Source organism: Pseudomonas benzenivorans (assembly GCF_033547155.1).
GTDB lineage: Bacteria > Pseudomonadota > Gammaproteobacteria > Pseudomonadales > Pseudomonadaceae > Aquipseudomonas > Aquipseudomonas benzenivorans_B.
This window is the reverse complement of the sequence record NZ_CP137892.1, coordinates 2,557,542-2,576,124: the sequence shown is the minus strand read 5'-3', so window position 1 is coordinate 2,576,124 and position 18,583 is coordinate 2,557,542. Positions and strand designations below refer to the sequence as shown.

18 protein-coding genes, 2 tRNA genes and 1 pseudogene are annotated in these 18,583 nt (G+C 61.3%); 19 read left to right on the top strand and 2 right to left on the bottom strand.

Going from position 1 to position 18,583, the window contains the following annotated elements:
* Nucleotides 1-15 precede the first annotated feature (15 nt).
* The 6 genes from SBP02_RS11595 to SBP02_RS11570 all read left to right on the top strand — a co-directional run bounded on the left by SBP02_RS11595 (nucleotide 16) and on the right by SBP02_RS11570 (nucleotide 5,235).
* On the top strand, nucleotides 16-873 hold the full coding sequence (locus SBP02_RS11595) for a CoA transferase subunit A (protein WP_318641880.1): 858 nt from the start codon (nucleotides 16-18) through the stop codon (nucleotides 871-873).
* Nucleotides 873-1,655 carry a CoA-transferase subunit beta gene (locus SBP02_RS11590; RefSeq protein ID WP_318641878.1) on the top strand — a complete coding sequence of 261 codons (783 nt, stop codon included), beginning with the start codon at nucleotides 873-875 and terminating at the stop codon, nucleotides 1,653-1,655. Before SBP02_RS11595 ends, SBP02_RS11590 begins: the two co-directional genes overlap by 1 nt.
* A complete protein-coding gene (gene pcaF, locus SBP02_RS11585; protein WP_318641876.1) occupies nucleotides 1,652-2,857 on the top strand; it encodes a 3-oxoadipyl-CoA thiolase in 1,206 nt (401 codons plus the stop codon). The genes SBP02_RS11590 and pcaF overlap by 4 nt, the downstream gene beginning before the upstream one ends.
* A 101-nt stretch (nucleotides 2,858-2,958) precedes the next feature.
* Nucleotides 2,959-3,747: a 3-oxoadipate enol-lactonase gene (pcaD, locus tag SBP02_RS11580; RefSeq protein WP_318641874.1), complete on the top strand. Its 789-nt coding sequence runs from the start codon at nucleotides 2,959-2,961 to the stop codon at nucleotides 3,745-3,747.
* 130 nt (nucleotides 3,748-3,877) lie between these two features.
* Nucleotides 3,878-4,279, top strand: a complete 402-nt coding sequence (locus SBP02_RS11575) for a PA2779 family protein (protein WP_318641872.1) — start codon at nucleotides 3,878-3,880, stop codon at nucleotides 4,277-4,279.
* On the top strand, nucleotides 4,264-5,235 hold the full coding sequence (locus tag SBP02_RS11570) for a PA2778 family cysteine peptidase (protein ID WP_318641870.1): 972 nt from the start codon (nucleotides 4,264-4,266) through the stop codon (nucleotides 5,233-5,235). Before SBP02_RS11575 ends, SBP02_RS11570 begins: the two co-directional genes overlap by 16 nt.
* A 52-nt stretch (nucleotides 5,236-5,287) precedes the next feature.
* Here SBP02_RS11570 and SBP02_RS11565 read toward each other — a convergent pair whose 3' ends face one another.
* On the bottom strand, nucleotides 5,288-6,571 hold the full coding sequence (locus SBP02_RS11565; RefSeq protein ID WP_318641868.1) for an NAD(P)/FAD-dependent oxidoreductase: 1,284 nt from the start codon (nucleotides 6,569-6,571) through the stop codon (nucleotides 5,288-5,290).
* 185 nt (nucleotides 6,572-6,756) lie between these two features.
* On the opposite strand from SBP02_RS11565, the gene SBP02_RS11560 reads away from it, so the two are divergent.
* The 10 genes from SBP02_RS11560 (at nucleotide 6,757) to SBP02_RS11515 (ending at nucleotide 14,522) form a co-directional block, all read left to right on the top strand.
* Nucleotides 6,757-6,833 (top strand) — tRNA-Val (locus tag SBP02_RS11560).
* Nucleotides 6,834-7,070: 237 nt separating this feature from the next.
* Nucleotides 7,071-8,993: a threonine--tRNA ligase gene (gene thrS / locus SBP02_RS11555; RefSeq protein WP_318641865.1), complete on the top strand. Its 1,923-nt coding sequence runs from the start codon at nucleotides 7,071-7,073 to the stop codon at nucleotides 8,991-8,993.
* A complete protein-coding gene (gene infC / locus SBP02_RS11550) occupies nucleotides 8,993-9,544 on the top strand; it encodes a translation initiation factor IF-3 (protein ID WP_318646333.1) in 552 nt (183 codons plus the stop codon). Before thrS ends, infC begins: the two co-directional genes overlap by 1 nt.
* Nucleotides 9,545-9,604: 60 nt before the next feature.
* Entirely contained in the window at nucleotides 9,605-9,799 is a 195-nt protein-coding gene (rpmI, locus tag SBP02_RS11545) for a 50S ribosomal protein L35 (RefSeq protein ID WP_009394045.1), read from the top strand.
* A 28-nt stretch (nucleotides 9,800-9,827) separates the two neighbouring features.
* On the top strand, nucleotides 9,828-10,184 hold the full coding sequence (gene rplT / locus SBP02_RS11540) for a 50S ribosomal protein L20 (RefSeq protein WP_058069470.1): 357 nt from the start codon (nucleotides 9,828-9,830) through the stop codon (nucleotides 10,182-10,184).
* Nucleotides 10,185-10,279: 95 nt separating this feature from the next.
* Complete coding sequence (pheS, locus tag SBP02_RS11535; RefSeq protein ID WP_318641844.1) at nucleotides 10,280-11,296, top strand: phenylalanine--tRNA ligase subunit alpha; 1,017 nt, start codon at nucleotides 10,280-10,282, stop codon at nucleotides 11,294-11,296.
* A 39-nt stretch (nucleotides 11,297-11,335) separates the two neighbouring features.
* Nucleotides 11,336-13,714 (top strand): phenylalanine--tRNA ligase subunit beta, encoded by a 2,379-nt coding sequence (gene pheT, locus SBP02_RS11530; RefSeq protein WP_318641842.1) that lies wholly within the window; start codon nucleotides 11,336-11,338, stop codon nucleotides 13,712-13,714.
* 3 nt (nucleotides 13,715-13,717) lie between these two features.
* Nucleotides 13,718-14,020, top strand: a complete 303-nt coding sequence (gene ihfA, locus SBP02_RS11525; protein WP_003243414.1) for an integration host factor subunit alpha — start codon at nucleotides 13,718-13,720, stop codon at nucleotides 14,018-14,020.
* Entirely contained in the window at nucleotides 14,001-14,357 is a 357-nt protein-coding gene (locus tag SBP02_RS11520; protein ID WP_318641781.1) for a MerR family transcriptional regulator, read from the top strand. The genes ihfA and SBP02_RS11520 overlap by 20 nt, the downstream gene beginning before the upstream one ends.
* Nucleotides 14,358-14,445: 88 nt before the next feature.
* Nucleotides 14,446-14,522 (top strand) — tRNA-Pro (locus SBP02_RS11515).
* A 120-nt stretch (nucleotides 14,523-14,642) separates the two neighbouring features.
* Here SBP02_RS11515 and SBP02_RS11510 read toward each other — a convergent pair.
* Complete coding sequence (locus SBP02_RS11510) at nucleotides 14,643-15,488, bottom strand: hypothetical protein (protein ID WP_318641779.1); 846 nt, start codon at nucleotides 15,486-15,488, stop codon at nucleotides 14,643-14,645.
* 265 nt (nucleotides 15,489-15,753) lie between these two features.
* Here SBP02_RS11510 and SBP02_RS11505 point away from each other — a divergent pair.
* The 3 genes and pseudogenes from SBP02_RS11505 to SBP02_RS11495 form a co-directional block, all read left to right on the top strand.
* Nucleotides 15,754-16,275: pseudogene (locus SBP02_RS11505) on the top strand (transposase); the annotation flags it as partial.
* 100 nt (nucleotides 16,276-16,375) lie between these two features.
* Entirely contained in the window at nucleotides 16,376-16,630 is a 255-nt protein-coding gene (locus SBP02_RS11500) for a helix-turn-helix transcriptional regulator (protein WP_318641777.1), read from the top strand.
* A gap of 395 nt (nucleotides 16,631-17,025) precedes the next feature.
* Nucleotides 17,026-17,991 (top strand): hypothetical protein, encoded by a 966-nt coding sequence (locus tag SBP02_RS11495; protein ID WP_318641775.1) that lies wholly within the window; start codon nucleotides 17,026-17,028, stop codon nucleotides 17,989-17,991.
* The last annotated feature ends 592 nt before the right edge of the window (nucleotides 17,992-18,583 follow it).

Genomic DNA, 18,583 nt, shown 5'->3' with positions numbered 1-18,583 from the left:
GCGAGAGTAACTCCGATGGCCGAACTCATTTCCCTTGGCGAAGCGGTCAAGCGCTTCGTCAACGACGGCGACACCGTCGCCCTCGAAGGCTTCACCCACCTGATCCCCACCGCCGCCAGCCACGAGCTGATCCGCCAGAACAAGCGCGAGCTGACCCTGGTGCGCATGACCCCCGACCTGGTCTACGACCTGCTGATCGGCGCCGGCTGCGCCAAGAAGCTGGTGTTCTCGTGGGGCGGCAATCCCGGCGTCGGCTCGCTGCACCGCCTGCGCGACGCGGTGGAGAAGGGCTGGCCGCAGCCCCTGGAGATCGAGGAGCACAGCCATGCGGACCTGGCCAACGCCTATGTCGCCGGCGCATCCAACCTGCCGTTCGCCGTGTTGCGCGCCTATGCCGGCTCCGACCTGCCCAAGGTCAACCCGCTGATCAAGACGGTCACCTGCCCGTTCACCGGCGAAGTGCTGGCGGCGGTGCCAAGCGTGCGCCCGGACGTGACCGTGATCCACGCGCAGAAGGCCGACCGCAAGGGCAACGTGCTGCTCTGGGGCATCCTCGGCGTGCAGAAGGAGGCGGCCCTGGCGGCCCAGCGCTGCATCGTCACGGTGGAGGAGGTCGTCGACGACCTGAACGCGCCGATGAACGCCTGCGTGCTGCCGAGCTGGGCGCTGACCGCGGTCTGCCATGTACCGGGAGGCGCCCATCCGTCCTATGCCCTGGGTTACTCCGAGCGCGACAACCGCTTCTACCAGGCCTGGGACCCGATCGCCCGCGATCGTGAGCGCTTCACCGCCTGGATCGACCAGTACATCCGCGGCACCGCCGATTTCTCAGAGTTCCAGGCCAAACTGGCCGCGCAGCAGGAGGCCAAGTGATGAGCGCCTACAGCACCAATGAAATGATGACCGTGGCCGCCGCCCGCCGCCTGAACAACGGCGCGGTATGCTTCGTCGGCATCGGCCTGCCGTCCAAGGCCGCCAACCTGGCGCGCCTGACCTCCTCGCCGGACGTGGTGCTGATCTACGAATCCGGCCCGATCGGCGCCAAGCCCAGCGTGCTGCCGCTGTCGATCGGCGACGGCGAGCTGGCCGAGACTGCCGACACCGTGGTGCCGACCGGCGAGATCTTCCGCTACTGGCTGCAGGGCGGGCGCATCGACGTGGGCTTCCTCGGCGCCGCCCAGGTCGACAAGTACGGCAACATCAACACCACGGTGATCGGCGACTACCACCAGCCGAAAGTGCGCCTGCCGGGCGCCGGCGGCGCGCCGGAGATCGCCGGATCGGCCAAGCAGGTGCTGATCATCCTCAAGCAGTCGCACCGCACCTTCGTCGACAAGCTGGCCTTCATCACCTCGGTCGGCCATGGCGAGGGCGGCGACCACCGCAAGCAGCTGGGCCTGCCCGGCGCCGGCCCGGTGGGCATCATCACCGATCTATGCATCATGGAGCCGGAAGCCGGCACCAACGAATTCATCGTCACCTCGCTGCACCCGGGGGTAAGCCGCGAGCAGGTGGTGGCCGCCACCGGTTGGGCCATCCGTTTCGCCGACAGCGTCGCCGAGACCGCCGCGCCGACGGCGCTGGAACTCGAAGCCCTGCGCGCCCTGGAGGCCCGCACCGCGGCCGCCCATGGCCAGGCCGGAGGTGAGGAATGAGCCGCGACGTCTATATCTGCGACGCCGTGCGCACGCCCATAGGCCGCTTCGGCGGTGGCCTGGCGCCGGTACGTGCCGACGACCTGGCGGCGGTGCCGCTCAAGGCGCTGATCGAGCGCAACCCGCAGCTCGACCCGAGCCAAATCGATGAGGTGTTTCTCGGCTGCGCCAACCAGGCCGGCGAGGACAACCGCAACGTCGCGCGCATGGCTTCGCTGCTGGCCGGGTTGCCGGACACGGTGCCGGGGGTGACCCTCAACCGCCTGTGCGCCTCAGGGCTCGATGCCATCGGCACGGCGTTCCGCGCCATCGCCAGCGGCGAGATGGAGCTGGCCATCGCCGGCGGCGTCGAGTCCATGTCGCGCGCGCCCTATGTCATGGGCAAGGCCGACAGCGCCTATGGCCGCAACCAGAAGATCGAGGACACCACCATCGGCTGGCGCTTCATCAACCCCTTGATGAAGGCCCAGTACGGCGTGGATGCCATGCCGCAGACCGCCGACAATGTCGCCGACGACTACCAGATCAGTCGCGCCGACCAGGACGCCTTCGCCTTGCGCAGCCAGCAGCGCGCCGCCGCCGCCCAGACCGCCGGCTTCTTCGCCGAGGAGATAGTCCCGGTGCTGATCAAGGGCCGTAAGGGCGATACCCTCATCGAGCAGGACGAGCACCTGCGCCCCGACACCACCCTGGAGGTGCTGACCAAGCTCAAGCCGGTCAATGGCCCGGACAAGACGGTCACCGCCGGCAACGCCTCGGGGGTCAACGACGGCGCTGCGGCGCTGATCCTGGCCAGTGCCGAGGCGGTGCAGAAACACGGCCTGACTCCGCGGGCGCGGGTGCTGGGCATGGCCAGTGCCGGGGTGGCGCCACGGATCATGGGCTACGGCCCGGTGCCGGCGGTGCGCAAGCTGTGCGAGCGCCTGGGCGTAGCCGTCGGCGATTTCGACGTGATCGAGCTCAACGAAGCCTTCGCCAGCCAGGGCCTGGCGGTGCTGCGCGACCTCGGCCTGGCCGACGACGCGGCCCAGGTCAACCCGAATGGCGGCGCCATCGCTCTCGGCCACCCCCTGGGCATGAGCGGCGCACGCCTGGTGCTGACCGCTTTGCACCAGCTGGAAAAATCCGGTGGCAAGAAAGGCCTGGCGACCATGTGCGTGGGCGTCGGCCAGGGCCTGGCCCTGGCCATCGAGCGCGTCTGATTCAGCGATACTGAGCACTGCGCCGCCCCAGAGCACAGGCGATAGCAATCGTGCCTCCGGGGCGGCGTCTTGAATTGAATGATCTAGTGAGGAACTGCGTCATGCCTGTCGTCCGACTCGCCGACGGTGAATTGAATTATCAGCTCGAAGGGCCGGCCGGCGCGCCGGTGCTGGTCTTGTCCAACTCCCTGGGCACCGACCTGCACATGTGGGACGCGCAGATGCCGGCCTTCACCGAGCATTTCCGTGTGCTGCGCTATGACACCCGCGGCCATGGCCACTCGCTGGTCAGCGAAGGCTTCTACAGCATCGAGCAGAATGGCCGCGACGTACTGGCGCTGCTCGATGCCCTGGACGTCGCCAAGGCGCATTTCTGCGGTCTGTCCATGGGCGGGCTCATCGGCCAGTGGCTGGCGATCAACGCCGGCGAGCGCCTGGACAAGCTGGTGCTGTGCAACACCGCGGCGAAGATCGCCAGCCCCGAGGTGTGGAACCCGCGCATCGACAGCGTTCTGCGTGACGGCCAGGCGGCCATGCAGGCGTTGCGCGACGCCTCCATCGCACGCTGGTTCACCGCCGCGTTCGCAGCAGCCGAGCCGGCGAAGGTCGAGCCTGTGGTGGCGATGCTCGCGCAGACCTCGTCCCAGGGGTACGCGGCCAACTGCGCGGCGGTGCGCGATGCCGACTACCGCGAGCAACTCGGTGCGATCCGGGCGCCGACCCTGATCGTCGCCGGCAGCGCCGATCCGGTGACCACGGTGGCGGACGGCCGCTTCATGGCCGAGCGCATCAGCGGCGCGCGGCTGCTGGAACTGCACGCCGCCCACCTGTCCAACGTCGAGGCCGGGGAGGCCTTCACCCGTCCTGTGCTGGACTTCCTGAGCCACTGAAGCGGCGGGCACCGCCAGGCCTGGGCGCCGGCGCGCTGAAACAGCAAGCCCCAGGGGATTGTCTATGCTCATTGGTAGCCTTTACGCACCGTACTGGTTCGGGGCATGACCGGCTTGGGAGATGATCGCAATGGGCAAGAATTCTCTGTTTCGTCGTTTGGCCGCCGCCTTGGCGGTGTTTCACCTGCTGATGGTGGCCCAGGTGCCGCTGGCCAACGCGGCCATGATAGGGACCGCCGAGGTCCTGACCGCGCAACAACAGCAGGTCGACCGTCAGCAACTGCTGAGCATGCTGGAGGACCAGGGTGTGCAGAAGAAGCTCGAGGCCATGGGCGTCGAGCGTACGCAGGTCGAGGCGCGCATCAATAGCCTGACCAATGCCGAACTGGCGCAGTTCAATCAGCAGCTGCAGGAGTCCCCGGCGGGAAGTGGCGTGGTCGGGATCATCGTGCTGTTCTTGGTGATCTTCATCATCACGGATATGCTCTGCGCGACCAATATCTTCAGTTTCGTCAAATGCATAAATCGTTGAGTGGCTGGCGTTTCCTTCCTTTCTTGTTGCTTCTTCTGCTGGGTGCATGCGCGAGGTCTCCGGTGTTGTCGCCGGAGGGCTCGCGCCTTCCCGAGCGAGTGGAGCTCAGCAGCGTGCCCTTCTTCCCGCAGAGCGCCTATCAGTGTGGTCCGGCCGCTCTGGCGACCATGCTCAACCAGCGCGGCGTGATGACCAGTCCGGGGTTACTCAAGGAGCGGGTCTTCATTCCGGGGCGTGAGGGCAGTCTGCAGGTCGAGATGGTGGCGGCCGCGCGGGCGCACGATCTGCTGGTGTATCCGCTGGAGCCGCGTCTCGAGGCACTGCTGGCGGAGGTCGCCGCGGGACATCCGGTATTGGTCCTGCAGAACCTGGGGTTCGACTGGTATCCAAGCTGGCACTTCGCCGTGGTGGTGGGCTATGACCGGCGCGAGCGCCTGCTGGTCCTGCGCTCGGGCACCGAGCGTCGTCGCCTGATCGCTTTCGCCAGCTTCGACAGCACCTGGGCGCGGGGTGGGCGCTGGGCGGTGTTGACCCTGCCGGCCGGCGAACTGCCGGCGCGGCCGGCGCTACGGCCCTGGCTCAAGGCCGCCAGCGACCTGGAGGAGACCGGTCATGGCGCGGCGGCGCAACGTGCCTATCGCACCGCCACTCAGCAGTGGCCGGAGGAGTCGCTGGGCTGGTTCGCCCTGGCCAACAGCTACTATGCCAGTGGCGACAAGGCGAGGGCGGAGGAGGCCATGCGCACCAGCCTGGCCCGCCAGCCGGATTTCGCCGCGGGTTGGTTCAATCTCTCCCAACTGTTGGGGGAGCGCGGCTGCCGGCAGGCGGCTGCCCAGGCGCAACGTTGTGCCCGGCGCCTCGAGCCCGGCGAGCCGCGTTTTGCGATGTTGGCCGAGTCAGCGCCCGGTGCGACGGGGCAATGCGCTGCGCCGCCGGTTTGTCCGCTGACGGAGTGACGGAACGGATATGAAGACGGCGCCCGTGGGCGCCGTTTTGCTGTCTGCGATTCTATACGCCGAGCCGGTCGCGCAGGCTGTAGTACCAGGCGCCCATGGCGGTGAAGGGAACGCGCAACAGCTGGCCGCCGGGGAAGGGGTAGTGGGGGAGTTCGGCGAAGGCGTCGAAGCGCTCGGCCTGGCCACGCAGCGCCTCGGCCAGGACCTTGCCGGCCACATGGGTGTAGGTCACGCCGTGGCCGCTGCAGCCCTGGGAGTAGTAGATGTTGTTGCCGAGACGGCCGACCTGGGGCAGGCGCGACAGGGTCAACAGGAAGTTGCCGGTCCAGGCGTAATCGATCTTCACATCCTTCAGCTGCGGGAAGGTCTTGAGCATCTTCGGCCGGATGATCGCCTCGATGTTGGACGGATCGCGTGCGCCATAGACCACGCCGCCGCCGAAGATCAGGCGCTTGTCGCCGGACAGGCGATAGTAGTCGAGCAGATAATTGCAGTCTTCCACGCAGTAATCCTGCGGCAGCAGGCTCTTGGCCAGTTCGTCCGACAGCGGTTCGGTGGTGATCACCTGGGTGCCGCAGGGCATCGACTTGGCCGCTAGCTCGGGGATCAGGTTGCCCAGGTAGGCGTTGCCGGCGACCACCACGAACTTGGCCTTGATTCGCCCGCTGGGAGTGTGCACCACCGGGTTCTCGCCGCGTTCGATGCGCGTGGCCGGGGACTGTTCGTAGATCACTCCGCCGAGGGACTCCACCGCCGCGGCCTCGCCCAGGGCCAGGTTGAGCGGGTGGATATGCCCGCCGCTCATGTCGAGCATGCCGCCGATATAGTTGTCGGTAGCCACCACCTCGCGGATGCGCTTGGCGTCCATCAACTCCAGTTGGGTATGGCCGTAGCGCTCCCACAGCTTCTTCTGCGCTTCCAGGTGGCCCATCTGCTTGCCGGTGAGCGCGGCGAACACGCCGCCGTCCTTGAGGTCGCACTGAATGTCGTACTTGGCCACACGCTCGCGAATGATGCGCCCGCCCTCGAAGGCCATCTGCCCCAGCAGCTGGGCCTGCTTGGGGCCGACCGTACGCTCGATGACGTCTATGTCGCGGCTGTAGCTGTTGACGATCTGTCCGCCGTTGCGACCCGAGGCGCCAAAGCCGACCTTGGCGGCCTCGACGATGCTCACCTTGAAGCCGCTCTCGAGCAGGAACAGCGCGGTGGACAGCCCGGTGTAGCCTGCGCCGACGATGCACACGTCGGTTTCGACCTCGCCATTCAGCTCGGGGCGTGCAGGGACGGGGTTTGCCGATGCGGCGTAATAGGATTGTGGGTATGCCGTGTGCGCCATTTTGCAACCTCTGTTCTTTATTTTTTACGAATGAATCGATGCTACCCGAGTTGCAAATGCTCGGCTAGTGGCCTGTGTGAAATATTAAACGTCCGCCTGGACGGTAAAAAATTCATTTATTCAGTCAGTTAGCGAAAAAATGTGTTGACTCCCTCGAGCCGATCCGTAGAATGCGCACCCATCGAAGGCACATAGCTCAGTTGGTTAGAGCACCACCTTGACATGGTGGGGGTCGTTGGTTCGAATCCAATTGTGCCTACCAAATTCGATAGAAAGGGTCGCTTAGGCGACCCTTTTTTATTGGGCGGCTTGCCAGTTATCCGGCTTTCTGGAAGCATCCCGGCTTTGTTCGTTGCACAGACCTCCAGTGACTCTGGTTCGGTTTCGGTTGGCTCGCAAGCTCCTGTCACCGTAAGGCAGGCATACCGCCGGATCGCTTACTGGCTCATCCCAACCCATGTGGCCTTTGGTAGAGGTCACCACTAGGAGAGGAGGCGCCATGCCCATCATTACTCTTCCCGACGGCAGTCAGCGTTCGTTCGATCACCCGGTCACCGTGGCCGAGGTGGCGCAGTCCATTGGTGCAGGCCTGGCCAAGGCCACCGTCGCCGGCAAGGTCAATGGCAAGCTGGTCGACGCCTGTGACCCGATCGCCAGTGACGCGACCCTGCAGATCATCACGCCGAAGGACGAGGAGGGCCTGGAGATCATCCGCCACTCCTGTGCGCACCTGATCGGTCACGCGGTCAAGCAGCTGTTCCCGACGGCGAAGATGGTGATCGGTCCGGTTATCGAGGAAGGCTTCTACTACGACATCGCCTACGAGCGCCCCTTCACGCCTGATGATGTCGCGGCCATCGAGCAGCGCATGCAGCAGCTGATCGAGAAGGACTACGACGTCATCAAGAAGGTGACGCCGCGCGCCGAGGTCATCGAGGTCTTCAAGTCCCGCGGCGAGGATTACAAACTGCGACTGGTCGAGGATATGCCGGAGGAGCAGGCCATGGGCCTGTACTACCACGAGGAATACGTCGACATGTGCCGTGGCCCGCACGTGCCGAACACCCGCTTCCTCAAGTCCTTCAAGCTGACCAAGTTGTCCGGTGCCTATTGGCGCGGCGACGCCAAGAACGAGCAGCTGCAGCGTGTCTATGGCACGGCCTGGGCGGACAAGAAGCAGCTGGCCGCCTATATTCAGCGTATCGAAGAGGCCGAGAAGCGCGATCACCGCAAGATCGGCAAGCGCCTGAATCTGTTCCATACCCAGGAAGAAGCGCCGGGCATGGTGTTCTGGCACCCGAACGGTTGGACCCTGTACCAGGTGCTCGAGCAGTACATGCGCAAGGTGCAGCGTGAGCATGGCTATCTGGAAATCAAGACGCCGCAGGTGGTCGACCGCTCCCTCTGGGAGAAGTCCGGGCACTGGGCCAACTACGCCGAGAACATGTTCACCACCGAGTCGGAGAGTCGCGATTACGCGATCAAGCCGATGAACTGTCCGTGCCATGTTCAGGTGTTCAACCAGGGGTTGAAGAGCTATCGCGAGCTGCCGATGCGTCTGGCCGAGTTCGGTGCCTGTCACCGTAACGAGCCGTCCGGCGCCCTGCACGGCATCATGCGCGTGCGCGGCTTTACCCAGGACGATGCGCACATCTTCTGCACCGAAGAGCAGATGCAGGCCGAGTCGGCAGACTTCATCAAGCTGACTCAGGCGGTCTATGCCGATTTCGGCTTCTCGGATATCCAGCTCAAGCTCTCGACCCGTCCGGAAAAGCGCGTCGGTTCGGACGAGCTCTGGGACCGCGCCGAGGCGGCCCTGGCTGCTGCGCTGGAAAGCGCCGGCCTGCCCTATGATCTGCAGCCGGGCGAGGGGGCCTTCTATGGTCCGAAGATCGAGTTTTCGTTGAAGGATTGCCTCGGTCGGGTCTGGCAGTGTGGTACCCTGCAGCTCGATTTCAACCTGCCGGTGCGCCTGGGGGCAGAGTTCGTCAGCGAGGACAACAGTCGCAAGCATCCGGTGATGCTGCACCGTGCCATCCTCGGTTCCTTCGAGCGCTTCATCGGCATCCTGATCGAGCACTACGAGGGGGCATTCCCGGCCTGGCTGGCGCCGACCCAGGCGGTGGTGCTGAATATCACCGACAAGCAGGCCGAATTCGCCCTCGAGGTCGAAAAAACACTGGCTCAAAGCGGTTTTCGTGCCAAGTCCGACTTGAGAAACGAAAAAATCGGCTTTAAAATCCGCGAGCATACTTTGCTCAAGGTTCCCTATCTCTTGGTTATCGGAGATCGGGAGGTTGAGACGCAAACTGTCGCCGTGCGTACCCGTGAAGGTGCTGATCTGGGCTCCATGCCCGTCACCCAATTCGCCGATTTCCTCGCGCAGGCGGTTTCCCGGCGTGGTCGCCAAGATTTGGAGTAATCATTATTAAGCGTGAAATGAGACAAGATAAACGAACTGCACCGAAAGCCCCGATCAACGAGAATATCTCGGCACGCGAGGTTCGGTTAATTGGCGCGGATGGCGAGCAGATTGGCATCGTCTCTATTGATGAAGCGCTTAGCGCGGCTGAAGAAGCCAAGCTAGATCTGGTGGAGATTTCCGCCGATGCCGTGCCTCCGGTTTGCCGGATCATGGACTACGGCAAGCACCTGTTCGAGAAGAAAAAGCAGGTCGCGGCGGCGAAGAAGAATCAGAAGCAAGTCCAGATCAAAGAAATCAAGTTTCGTCCAGGGACGGAGGAAGGGGATTACCAGGTAAAACTACGCAACCTGGTACGTTTCCTTAGTGAGGGGGACAGGGCCAAGATATCCTTGCGATTTCGTGGCCGTGAGATGGCCCATCAGGAGCTGGGCATGGAGTTGTTGAAGCGGGTCGAAAACGACCTCGCCGAATACGGCTCGGTTGAACAGCATCCGAAGATGGAAGGACGCCAGCTGATCATGGTCATCGCCCCCAAAAAGAAGAAGTAACCTCCAGGGCACGGCAGGCCTTGCGGTTATGTTTATCCACTGAATGCGGAGTATCCGAACATGCCAAAGATGAAAACCAAGAGTGGTGCAGCGAAGCGTTTTTTGAAAACCGCTTCCGGCTTCAAGCACAAGCACGCTTTCAAGAGCCACATCCTGACCAAAATGTCCACCAAGCGTAAGCGTCAACTGCGCGGTAGCAGCCTGCTGCACCCGTCTGACGTGGCAAAAGTGGAGCGCATGCTGCGCGTTCGTTAATTCGGTCAAGATTTAGAGGAAATTACTCATGGCTCGTGTAAAGCGCGGCGTTATCGCTCGTAAGCGTCACAAAAAAATTCTGAAACTCGCTAAAGGCTACTACGGTGCGCGTTCGCGCGTATTCCGCGTCGCCAAGCAGGCAGTGATCAAGGCAGGCCAATACGCCTACCGCGACCGCCGTCAGCGCAAGCGTCAGTTCCGTGCCCTGTGGATCGCTCGTATCAACGCTGGTGCGCGTGTCAACGGTCTGTCCTACAGCCGTCTGATCGCTGGCCTGAAAAAAGCGTCCATCGAGATCGACCGTAAGGTTCTGGCTGATCTGGCAGTGAACGAAAAAGCGGCGTTTGCTGCGATTGTCGAGAAAGCGAAAGCCGTACTGGCTTAAGTCCCCGACAATCACCGGGCTCGCCCGGTGCTAAACGTCACCAATAGGGGAAGAGCCTTCGAGCTCTTCCCCTATTTCGTATCTGGAGTCTGTAAATGGAAAATCTGGATGTGCTGGTCTCGCAAGCGCTCGAGGCCGTTAGCCACACCGACGACATAAGCGCCCTGGAGCAACTCCGGGTTCACTACCTGGGCAAGAAGGGCGAGTTGACCCAGGTGATGAAGACCCTGGGCAACCTGTCGGCCGAGGAGCGTCCGCAAGCCGGTGCGCTGATCAATGCAGCCAAGGACAAGGTCCAAGACGCGCTGAACACCCGCAAGGCGGCGCTCGAGCAGGCCGCACTGGGTGCCAAGCTGGCCGCCGAGCGCATCGACGTGACCCTGCCGGGTCGTGGTCAGACTTCAGGTGGCCTGCATCCTGTGACCCGGACTCTGGAGCGGGTCGAGCAGTTCTTCACCCGGATAGGCTACGGCATCGCCGAAGGCCCCGAAGTGGAGAACGACTACCATAACTTCGAGGCGCTCAACATTCCCGGCCACCATCCGGCGCGGGCGATGCACGACACCTTCTATTTCAACGCGAACATGTTGCTGCGCACCCACACCTCGCCGGTGCAGGTGCGGACCATGGAGTCGCAGCAGCCGCCGATCCGCATCGTCTGCCCCGGGCGCGTGTACCGCTGCGATTCCGATATCACCCACTCGCCGATGTTCCACCAGGTCGAAGGCCTGCTGGTCGACGAAGGCGTAAGCTTCGCCGACCTCAAGGGCACCATCGAGGAATTCCTCCGGGTGTTCTTCGAGAAGCCACTGGGCGTGCGTTTCCGCCCGTCCTTCTTCCCCTTCACTGAGCCTTCGGCGGAAGTCGATATGCAATGCGTGATGTGCAGTGGCAAGGGTTGCCGTGTGTGCAAGCAGACCGGCTGGTTGGAGGTCATGGGCTGCGGCATGGTCCATCCGAACGTGCTGCGCATGTCCGGCATCGACCCGGAGAAGTACCAGGGCTTCGCCTTCGGCATGGGTGTGGAGCGCCTGGCCATGCTGCGGTACGGCGTCAATGACTTGCGCCTGTTCTTCGATAACGACCTGCGATTCCTGGCGCAATTTCGCTAGAGCCGCACGACCGTAACCGAACAGTTTTAGGAGAGCAGGATGAAATTCAGCGAACAATGGCTGCGCACCTGGGTGAACCCGCAGGTTTCCCGCGATGAACTGGTGGCGCGCCTTTCCATGGCAGGACTGGAGGTCGATAGCGTCACCCCGGCGGCCGGAGTATTCAGTGGCATCGTGGTGGGCGAGGTGCTGAGCACCGAGCAGCACCCGGATGCCGACAAGCTGCGCGTGTGTCAGGTCAGCAATGGCGCGGAGACCTTTCAGGTGGTGTGCGGCGCGCCGAACGTGCGCCCGGGCCTGAAGATCCCCTTCGCCATGATCGGTGCCGAGCTGCCGGGCGACTTCAAGATCAAGAAGGCCAAGCTGCGCGGCGTCGAGTCCAATGGCATGCTCTGCTCGGCCTCCGAGCTGCAGATCAGCGAAGACAACGACGGTCTGATGGAACTGCCGGCTGAAGCGCCCGTGGGGCAGGATATCCGCGCCTATCTGTCGCTGGACGATGCCAGCATCGAGGTCGACCTGACCCCGAACCGCGGCGACTGCCTGTCACTGGCCGGTCTGGCTCGTGAGGTCAGCGCCCTGTACGGCGCGCCGGTCACCCGTCCGACGATCGCGGCCGTACCCGCCGCCCATGACGAGGTGCGTCCGGTCGAGGTTCTCGCTGCGCATGCCTGTCCGCGCTACCTGGGGCGCGTGGTGCGCAATGTCGACCTGTCCCGGCCGACGCCGCTGTGGATGGTCGAGCGTCTGCGCCGTGCCGACGTGCGCAGCATCGATGCGGCCGTCGATGTCACCAACTACGTGATGCTCGAACTCGGCCAGCCGATGCATGCCTTCGACCTGGCGGAGATCAACGGCGGCATTCGTGTGCGCATGGCCGAGGAGGGCGAGAAGCTGGTGCTGCTCGATGGCCAGGAGGTCAGTCTGCGTGCCGATACCCTGGTCATTGCCGACCATCAGCGCGCCCTGGCGATTGCCGGCGTGATGGGGGGCGAGCACAGCGGTGTGGGCGAGCGGACCCGTGATCTGTTCCTCGAAAGTGCCTTCTTCGACACCATCGCGATTGCCGGCAAGGCACGCTCCTATGGCCTGCACACCGATTCCTCGCACCGCTTCGAGCGGGGGGTGGACTGGCAGTTGGCGCGCGATGCAATGGAACGTGCGACGGCCTTGTTGCTGGAAGTCGTCGGTGGTGAAGCGGGACCGATCATCGAACAGGTGGCCCCGACTCAATTGCCGAGCGTGGCGCCTATCACCCTGCGGGCCGAGCGTGTCGAACAGATGCTCGGCCTGAAGATGGATGAAGCGGAAATCGAGCGCCTGCTGGTGGCTCTGGGGCTGGGCGTCAGCGCCAGTGGTGCAGGGCAGTGGCAGGTCGAGGTGCCGAGCCACCGATTCGATCTCAGTCTGGAGGTCGACCTGATCGAAGAGCTGGGGCGCTTGTACGGCTACAACCGTCTGCCGGTGCGTTACCCACAGGCGCGGCTGGCGCCTCAACCGAAGGCCGAGGCCGCGGTCGAGTTGCCCGCCTTGCGTCGTCTGCTGGTCGCCCGTGGCTACCAGGAAGCGATCACCTACAGCTTCATCGACCCCAAGCTGTTCGAGTTGTTCAGTCCTGGCGTCGAGCCCCTGATGCTGGCCAACCCGATTTCCGCCGACATGGCGGCTATGCGCTCCTCGCTGTGGCCGGGCCTGGTCAAGGCACTGGAGCACAACCTCAATCGCCAGCAGTCGCGCGTGCGCCTGTTCGAGAGTGGTCTGCGTTTCGTCGGTCAGTTGGAAGGCTTGAAGCAGGAAGCCATGCTGGCCGGGGTGGTGGCGGGCAGCCGCATGCCGGAAGGCTGGGCGCATGGTCGCGACGGCGTCGACTTCTATGACGTCAAGGCCGACGTCGAGGCGCTGTTGGCCAGTGCGGGCGCGGCTGACGGCTTCAGCTTCGTGGTGGGCGAGCATCCGGCCTTGCACCCGGGGCAAACCGCGCGTATCGAGCGAGAAGGGCGTTTGGTCGGTTTCCTCGGCGCGATTCATCCCGAGTTGGCCAGGACGTTGGGTCTCGATCAGCCGGCCTATCTGTTCGAGCTCTTGTTGAGCGAGTTGGCCGAAGGGCGTCTGCCGGCGTTCCGGGAGCTGTCGCGTTTCCCTGAGGTGCGTCGCGACCTGGCTCTACTGGTCGACCGCGAGGTGCCGGCCGCGGCATTGCTGGAGTGCATTCGCACCTCCGCAGGCGAATGGCTGACCGACCTCAGGCTATTTGACGTGTATCACGGTAAAGGCATTGATCCACATAGAAAAAGCCTCGCCGTCGGCTTGACCTGGCAGCATCCATCGCGCACTCTTAATGATGACGAGGTGGGTATGGCAACGGAGAATATCCTCACCTCCCTGGAACAAAGGTTCAACGCCACGTTAAGGAAGTAGCGTATGGGGGCTCTGACGAAAGCTGAAATGGCGGAACGTCTTTATGAAGAGCTAGGCCTGAATAAACGGGAAGCCAAGGAGTTGGTCGAACTGTTCTTCGAAGAGATCCGCCAAGCGCTGGAACTCAACGAGCAGGTCAAACTCTCGGGGTTCGGCAACTTCGATCTGCGCGATAAGCGTCAGCGCCCCGGTCGTAATCCAAAAACAGGGGAGGAGATTCCGATCACGGCCCGCCGTGTGGTGACTTTCCGCCCAGGCCAGAAACTTAAAGCCAGGGTTGAGGCTTATGCTGGAACCAAGTCATAACGACGAGTTACCCACCATACCCGGTAAGCGGTATTTCACGATTGGCGAGGTTAGCGAGCTCTGCGCGGTCAAGCCGCATGTCCTGCGATATTGGGAGCAGGAGTTTCCTCAGCTTAGCCCGGTCAAGCGCCGTGGAAACCGGCGATATTATCAGCGACAGGATGTGCTGATGATTCGTCAGATCCGTGCGTTGTTGTATGACCAGGGATTCACCATCGGAGGGGCGCGGCAGCGGTTGTCCGGGGACGAGGCGAGGGAGGACACCACGCAGTACAGGCAGCTGATCAAACAGATGATTGCCGAGCTGGAAGATGTACTGGTGGTGCTCAGGAAGTAAGCTTTCGAATAAAAAGTTTCCATATTTCAGAAGCTTATAGTATAGTGCTCACCGTTTCAGCGATGTCGGAAACGGTGTCGCATTCAGTCGGGGCGTAGCGCAGTCCGGTAGCGCACTTGCATGGGGTGCAAGGGGTCGAGTGTTCGAATCACTCCGTCCCGACCAAAAAACCCTAAAAAATCCAGTCACTTAGCGGTGACTGGATTTTTTTATGCCTTATGGATTATGAGGCTTCCAGGATTTTGCCCCACTTTTTGCCCCACCCTGATTGGCTGCTCGTTGGCTTCATTTACGAAGTTGCAGTTTCTTGGGGAGGTGGGTTCCTAGCTTCGCTTCCGCTTCAATCAGCATCTCCAATGCCTGCGGCCGCTTCAAGTCATTAGCATCAGCTAGGGCGTCCAGCATCTCGATGATTTTGTTCGACAGGATGAAATTGTACTGTTTCCTGTCGCCCAGCTTTTCTAGGTAGCTTTGGCGCCCCCACCTCTGGCGGATGCTCTTGGCAATACTCTTCCGTTCGAGCTCTCTGAGGTTGGATGAGTCAAAAAACATCAGCAGGTCTCTATAGCTTTCGAAGCGGGGAGGCCCAGGCTGGCTAATGCTTTTGTTCTTTTGAAGCCATTCCCAAGCGAACCTGCAGCGTTCTATTTCCTCCTTTTCATCTTCAAACCATTTGAAGTGACTGTCTTTGCTCCGGTGCTGCTCCCAGTCGTGTGAGAGTTCGCTAAGGGCTTCAACCTTTTGCGAGAGGCTTACATCCCACAGGTCAATGGTGCCGATTATTCTGCTTCTATTAGTCAGTTTAGGGGGGTTAACGAGGCTGGGTAGCTGAGTCATTTCGATCACCCGGAAGGAGAGCCATTTCGCTTGCCTTTCATCCCCTGTTATCCATTTCAGATTCTCGTCAGGCGCAAGAAATCGATCCATCGCCTTTTTGATCTCCGCTACGGGGGGGCTGTTACTGCTTTCGATGAAGGTGGCCAGCGTTTCCCGCATGGTGAGTCCGTTGCACGTCTCTTCCTCGAAATTGGCTCCGCGGTATTCGTGTAGATACAGCCACAGCCAAATGTTCTGGCGCTCAGTGGTCTTCCCTAATTTTAATTCGAGTCGGTCGGGATCATTTACGGCCATAGGGAACCTTTTTGAGTGTAAGTCGACATCGAATCTATGGGGGTTGAAAGAGGATTCTAGCGTGAATCCATGTCAAGTATATGTTGAGAATGCAAAGAGTCTATTTCGAATCTAAGGCAAATCTAGGGTTTTTATAGGAGTGACGATGGACCTGTAACCCTATAGAACACTGGACATTCCTCGGTTTTAAGGGCTGCCTAGCCGCCTATCGGGCTTTCCCATGGTTTTCTGCGATCATGGTGGCCTGCCCTCCGCGAGACCCAGCATGAGCCGTTTCCGCCCAGTTGATCGCCACACCAGCTACCTGTTGCCGCCCACCATCGAAAACTGGTTGCCGGAAAATCACTTGGCTCGCTTTATCTGAATCGTCCAAGTCGTCGACGGGCTTGATCTCAGTGCGCTGGAGAAGGCCTATGGTGGGCGTGGCAGTAGTGCCTATCACCCGTCGATGCTGCTGGCGCTGCTGATCTATGGCTACGCCACCGGCGTGTTTTCCAGCCGCAGGATCGAACGCGCCGCCCACGACTCGGTGGCCTTTCTCTTCATCGCCGCCGACGCCCATCCCGATTACGACACCCTGGCCAGCTTCCGCCGCCGCTTTCTCGACGAACTGGCCGGCCTGTTCGTGCAGGTACTGCAAATGGCGCAGGAAATGCGCCTGCTCACGCTGGGCACGATCAGTCTGGACGGGGCCAAGATTCACGCCAACGGCTCGCGCCATAGCGCGCTGTCCCATGGACATATCGAACAGCTCGAAAATCAGCTCAAGAGCGAAGTGCAGTCGCTACGCGTATGCAAGGTAGTGAGCATTGCGGCCGGTGCCTACGGCCTTGGCAGTTCTTATTTACTATCCCCGCACATCCTCTGAGCCACAGAGGAGCTTGCTCATGCGAATCATTCGTTTGAAAGAAGTCATCGACTCGACGGGCCTTGCCCGATCGACCATTTACAAATACATCGGGGATGGAATTTTCCCCAAGCCGGTCAATTTGGCGCCTAGCGGCTCAGACATGCCGAGCACTCGGGGTGTGGGCTGGGTCGAGGCGGAGGTACACGATTGGATCCTTGCAAGGATCGAGGAGCGCGACTTGGCAGAGAGCGCTGTGGGGCGCTCCGCCAGCCGCCTGAGTGTCGCCGGCTAGAACTGACCTTCAGCGCCATGACTGGCTAAGGCTGGTCATGGCGCTTATGCCGCTGGAGCGGGCAGCCTGTCAGCTAACTCACCCAAGATGCTGCTCGGCAAATCCGCTGGTAGGCCCGGCAATGTTGCTCCCCATTGCTTGGCCTCACCGTGATGGGTGGCAGTGGGTGAAGCTGCCTCTAGTGATATAGCTATAGCTAATAGATAGCCAACACTTACTAGTCCTCCACTAGCTACTACCCATCTACTACTTACTGATCTATAGCCACTGGCAACCATCACCCAGTAGCAGATACCACTCCCTACCCAGTACCCATCCTCAGGCAGGGATAGGGCATCAGTTTTCTAAAACAACTTCGAGTTCTGGTATGCAAACAAGCAACCAGGTACTCATCCATGAACCATCGCAAGACCAATACCCACCTTTCCCAATCCGACACTACCCTTCAGATCGAGTCACTTGTCCAAGCTATCGAGCAGCAGGACAGTCCGGCTTACCGATTCAGGCAATCCCGAAGTGGATACGAGCGTGTTGAAGAGACTAGGCTCAGCAAGTACTTCATCCACATTCGGCAAATGCTGGCTCTGCTCAGTGAGGGTTGTGAGTGCAGCTACAGCGAGCACCTTGAAGCGTTTAGCCGGGCCTGTGATGACATTGGGTTGGAGCACTGCGCTGGTGGTCCTGTCTGTCTGAATGAGGATGGTACTGGCTACCTCGATCATCATCACAGCATGAACGTACTGGCTGCACGGATCCGTAATTTGACTCGTGAGCAGTGGTATCGCCGCGGATTCAGGGATCGTCGTCAACTCGCCAAGCAGCAGGAGGCGCGAGTCTGCGAGTACGCAGATGCCTTACGTGATATTTACTCGCGCATCACCATCGTCAGGGTCGACTTCTATTACCGTGCAGAGGTTCAGGCCAGGTTACGTGCCGAGCGGGTATTCGATGACTTGGATGATCTGATCGACGAGCACAGACGTAACCCCATCTTCGACCACCTCATCGGCCACATCTACTCCGTGGAGCAAGGTGATCACCAGGAAGGTAGGGGCTACCACATCCATGCTGCGTATTTCTTCAATGGCAACGAGGTGCGTGGTGACGTCTACAAGGCCATCCAGCTAGGTGAGCTATGGGAAGACATCACCCGTGGGCGGGGCTATTCGCACAGCTGCAACCATGACAAGGAACAGTACGGAGACGAGTGTGGTATCGGTCGCATCGAGAGGAGTGATCGGTCGGCTCGGCATCATGTCCACAAGGTCGTGAAGTACCTCGTCAAGGATGCTCAGCACTTGCGCTTGAGGCCTGAGGGGGTACGGTGCCTGCGTATAGGGCAGCTGAAGCGTTCGCGTTAGCCTGTACGCCATCATGTGGTAGTGTCGTTTTGATATCGCCTGGCTTGGGTGTCAAGCTCAAGCCAGGTAAGTCACTGAGAATGGAGGCAGGACTATGAGTTTGCTGCTGAGAGAGCAGATGAGATTTGTTGCAATCAGGCGACTGATGAAGGCAATTCTTGGGGATCGCAAGCGCGGTCAGCCGCCTAGCTATGGAGATACGAGAGTGGATCCTATTCGGGTGCTGAGTGGGCCCGGTGGCCTAGAAGCCTGATTCCCGGACCCCTTGATCTGGCAGCAGCTTTACATGCGAGGTATGGATGCGTGTCCGTATGTGGACACATTCTGGCGAGCTAGTAATGACGTCGGTCTTACCAATGCCTTTGGTGCGTTCGTTGGCTTCGACGAGGAGCGTGGGTGCAACTTATACCTTGAGCAAGTATTCCAGCAGCTAGTTGAGCGTATCCAATTCCACTGGACCTATTCCGATCTTCCAGCTTCTGACAAATATCAGCACCTGCGTGATTGGGCTCTTGAGCAGAGCGTTAGTCCAATTGCGTTTGTTCCTGGAGTGGGCGGCGCCCTTATGCTCGGGTCTGTTCTCATGGTCGCG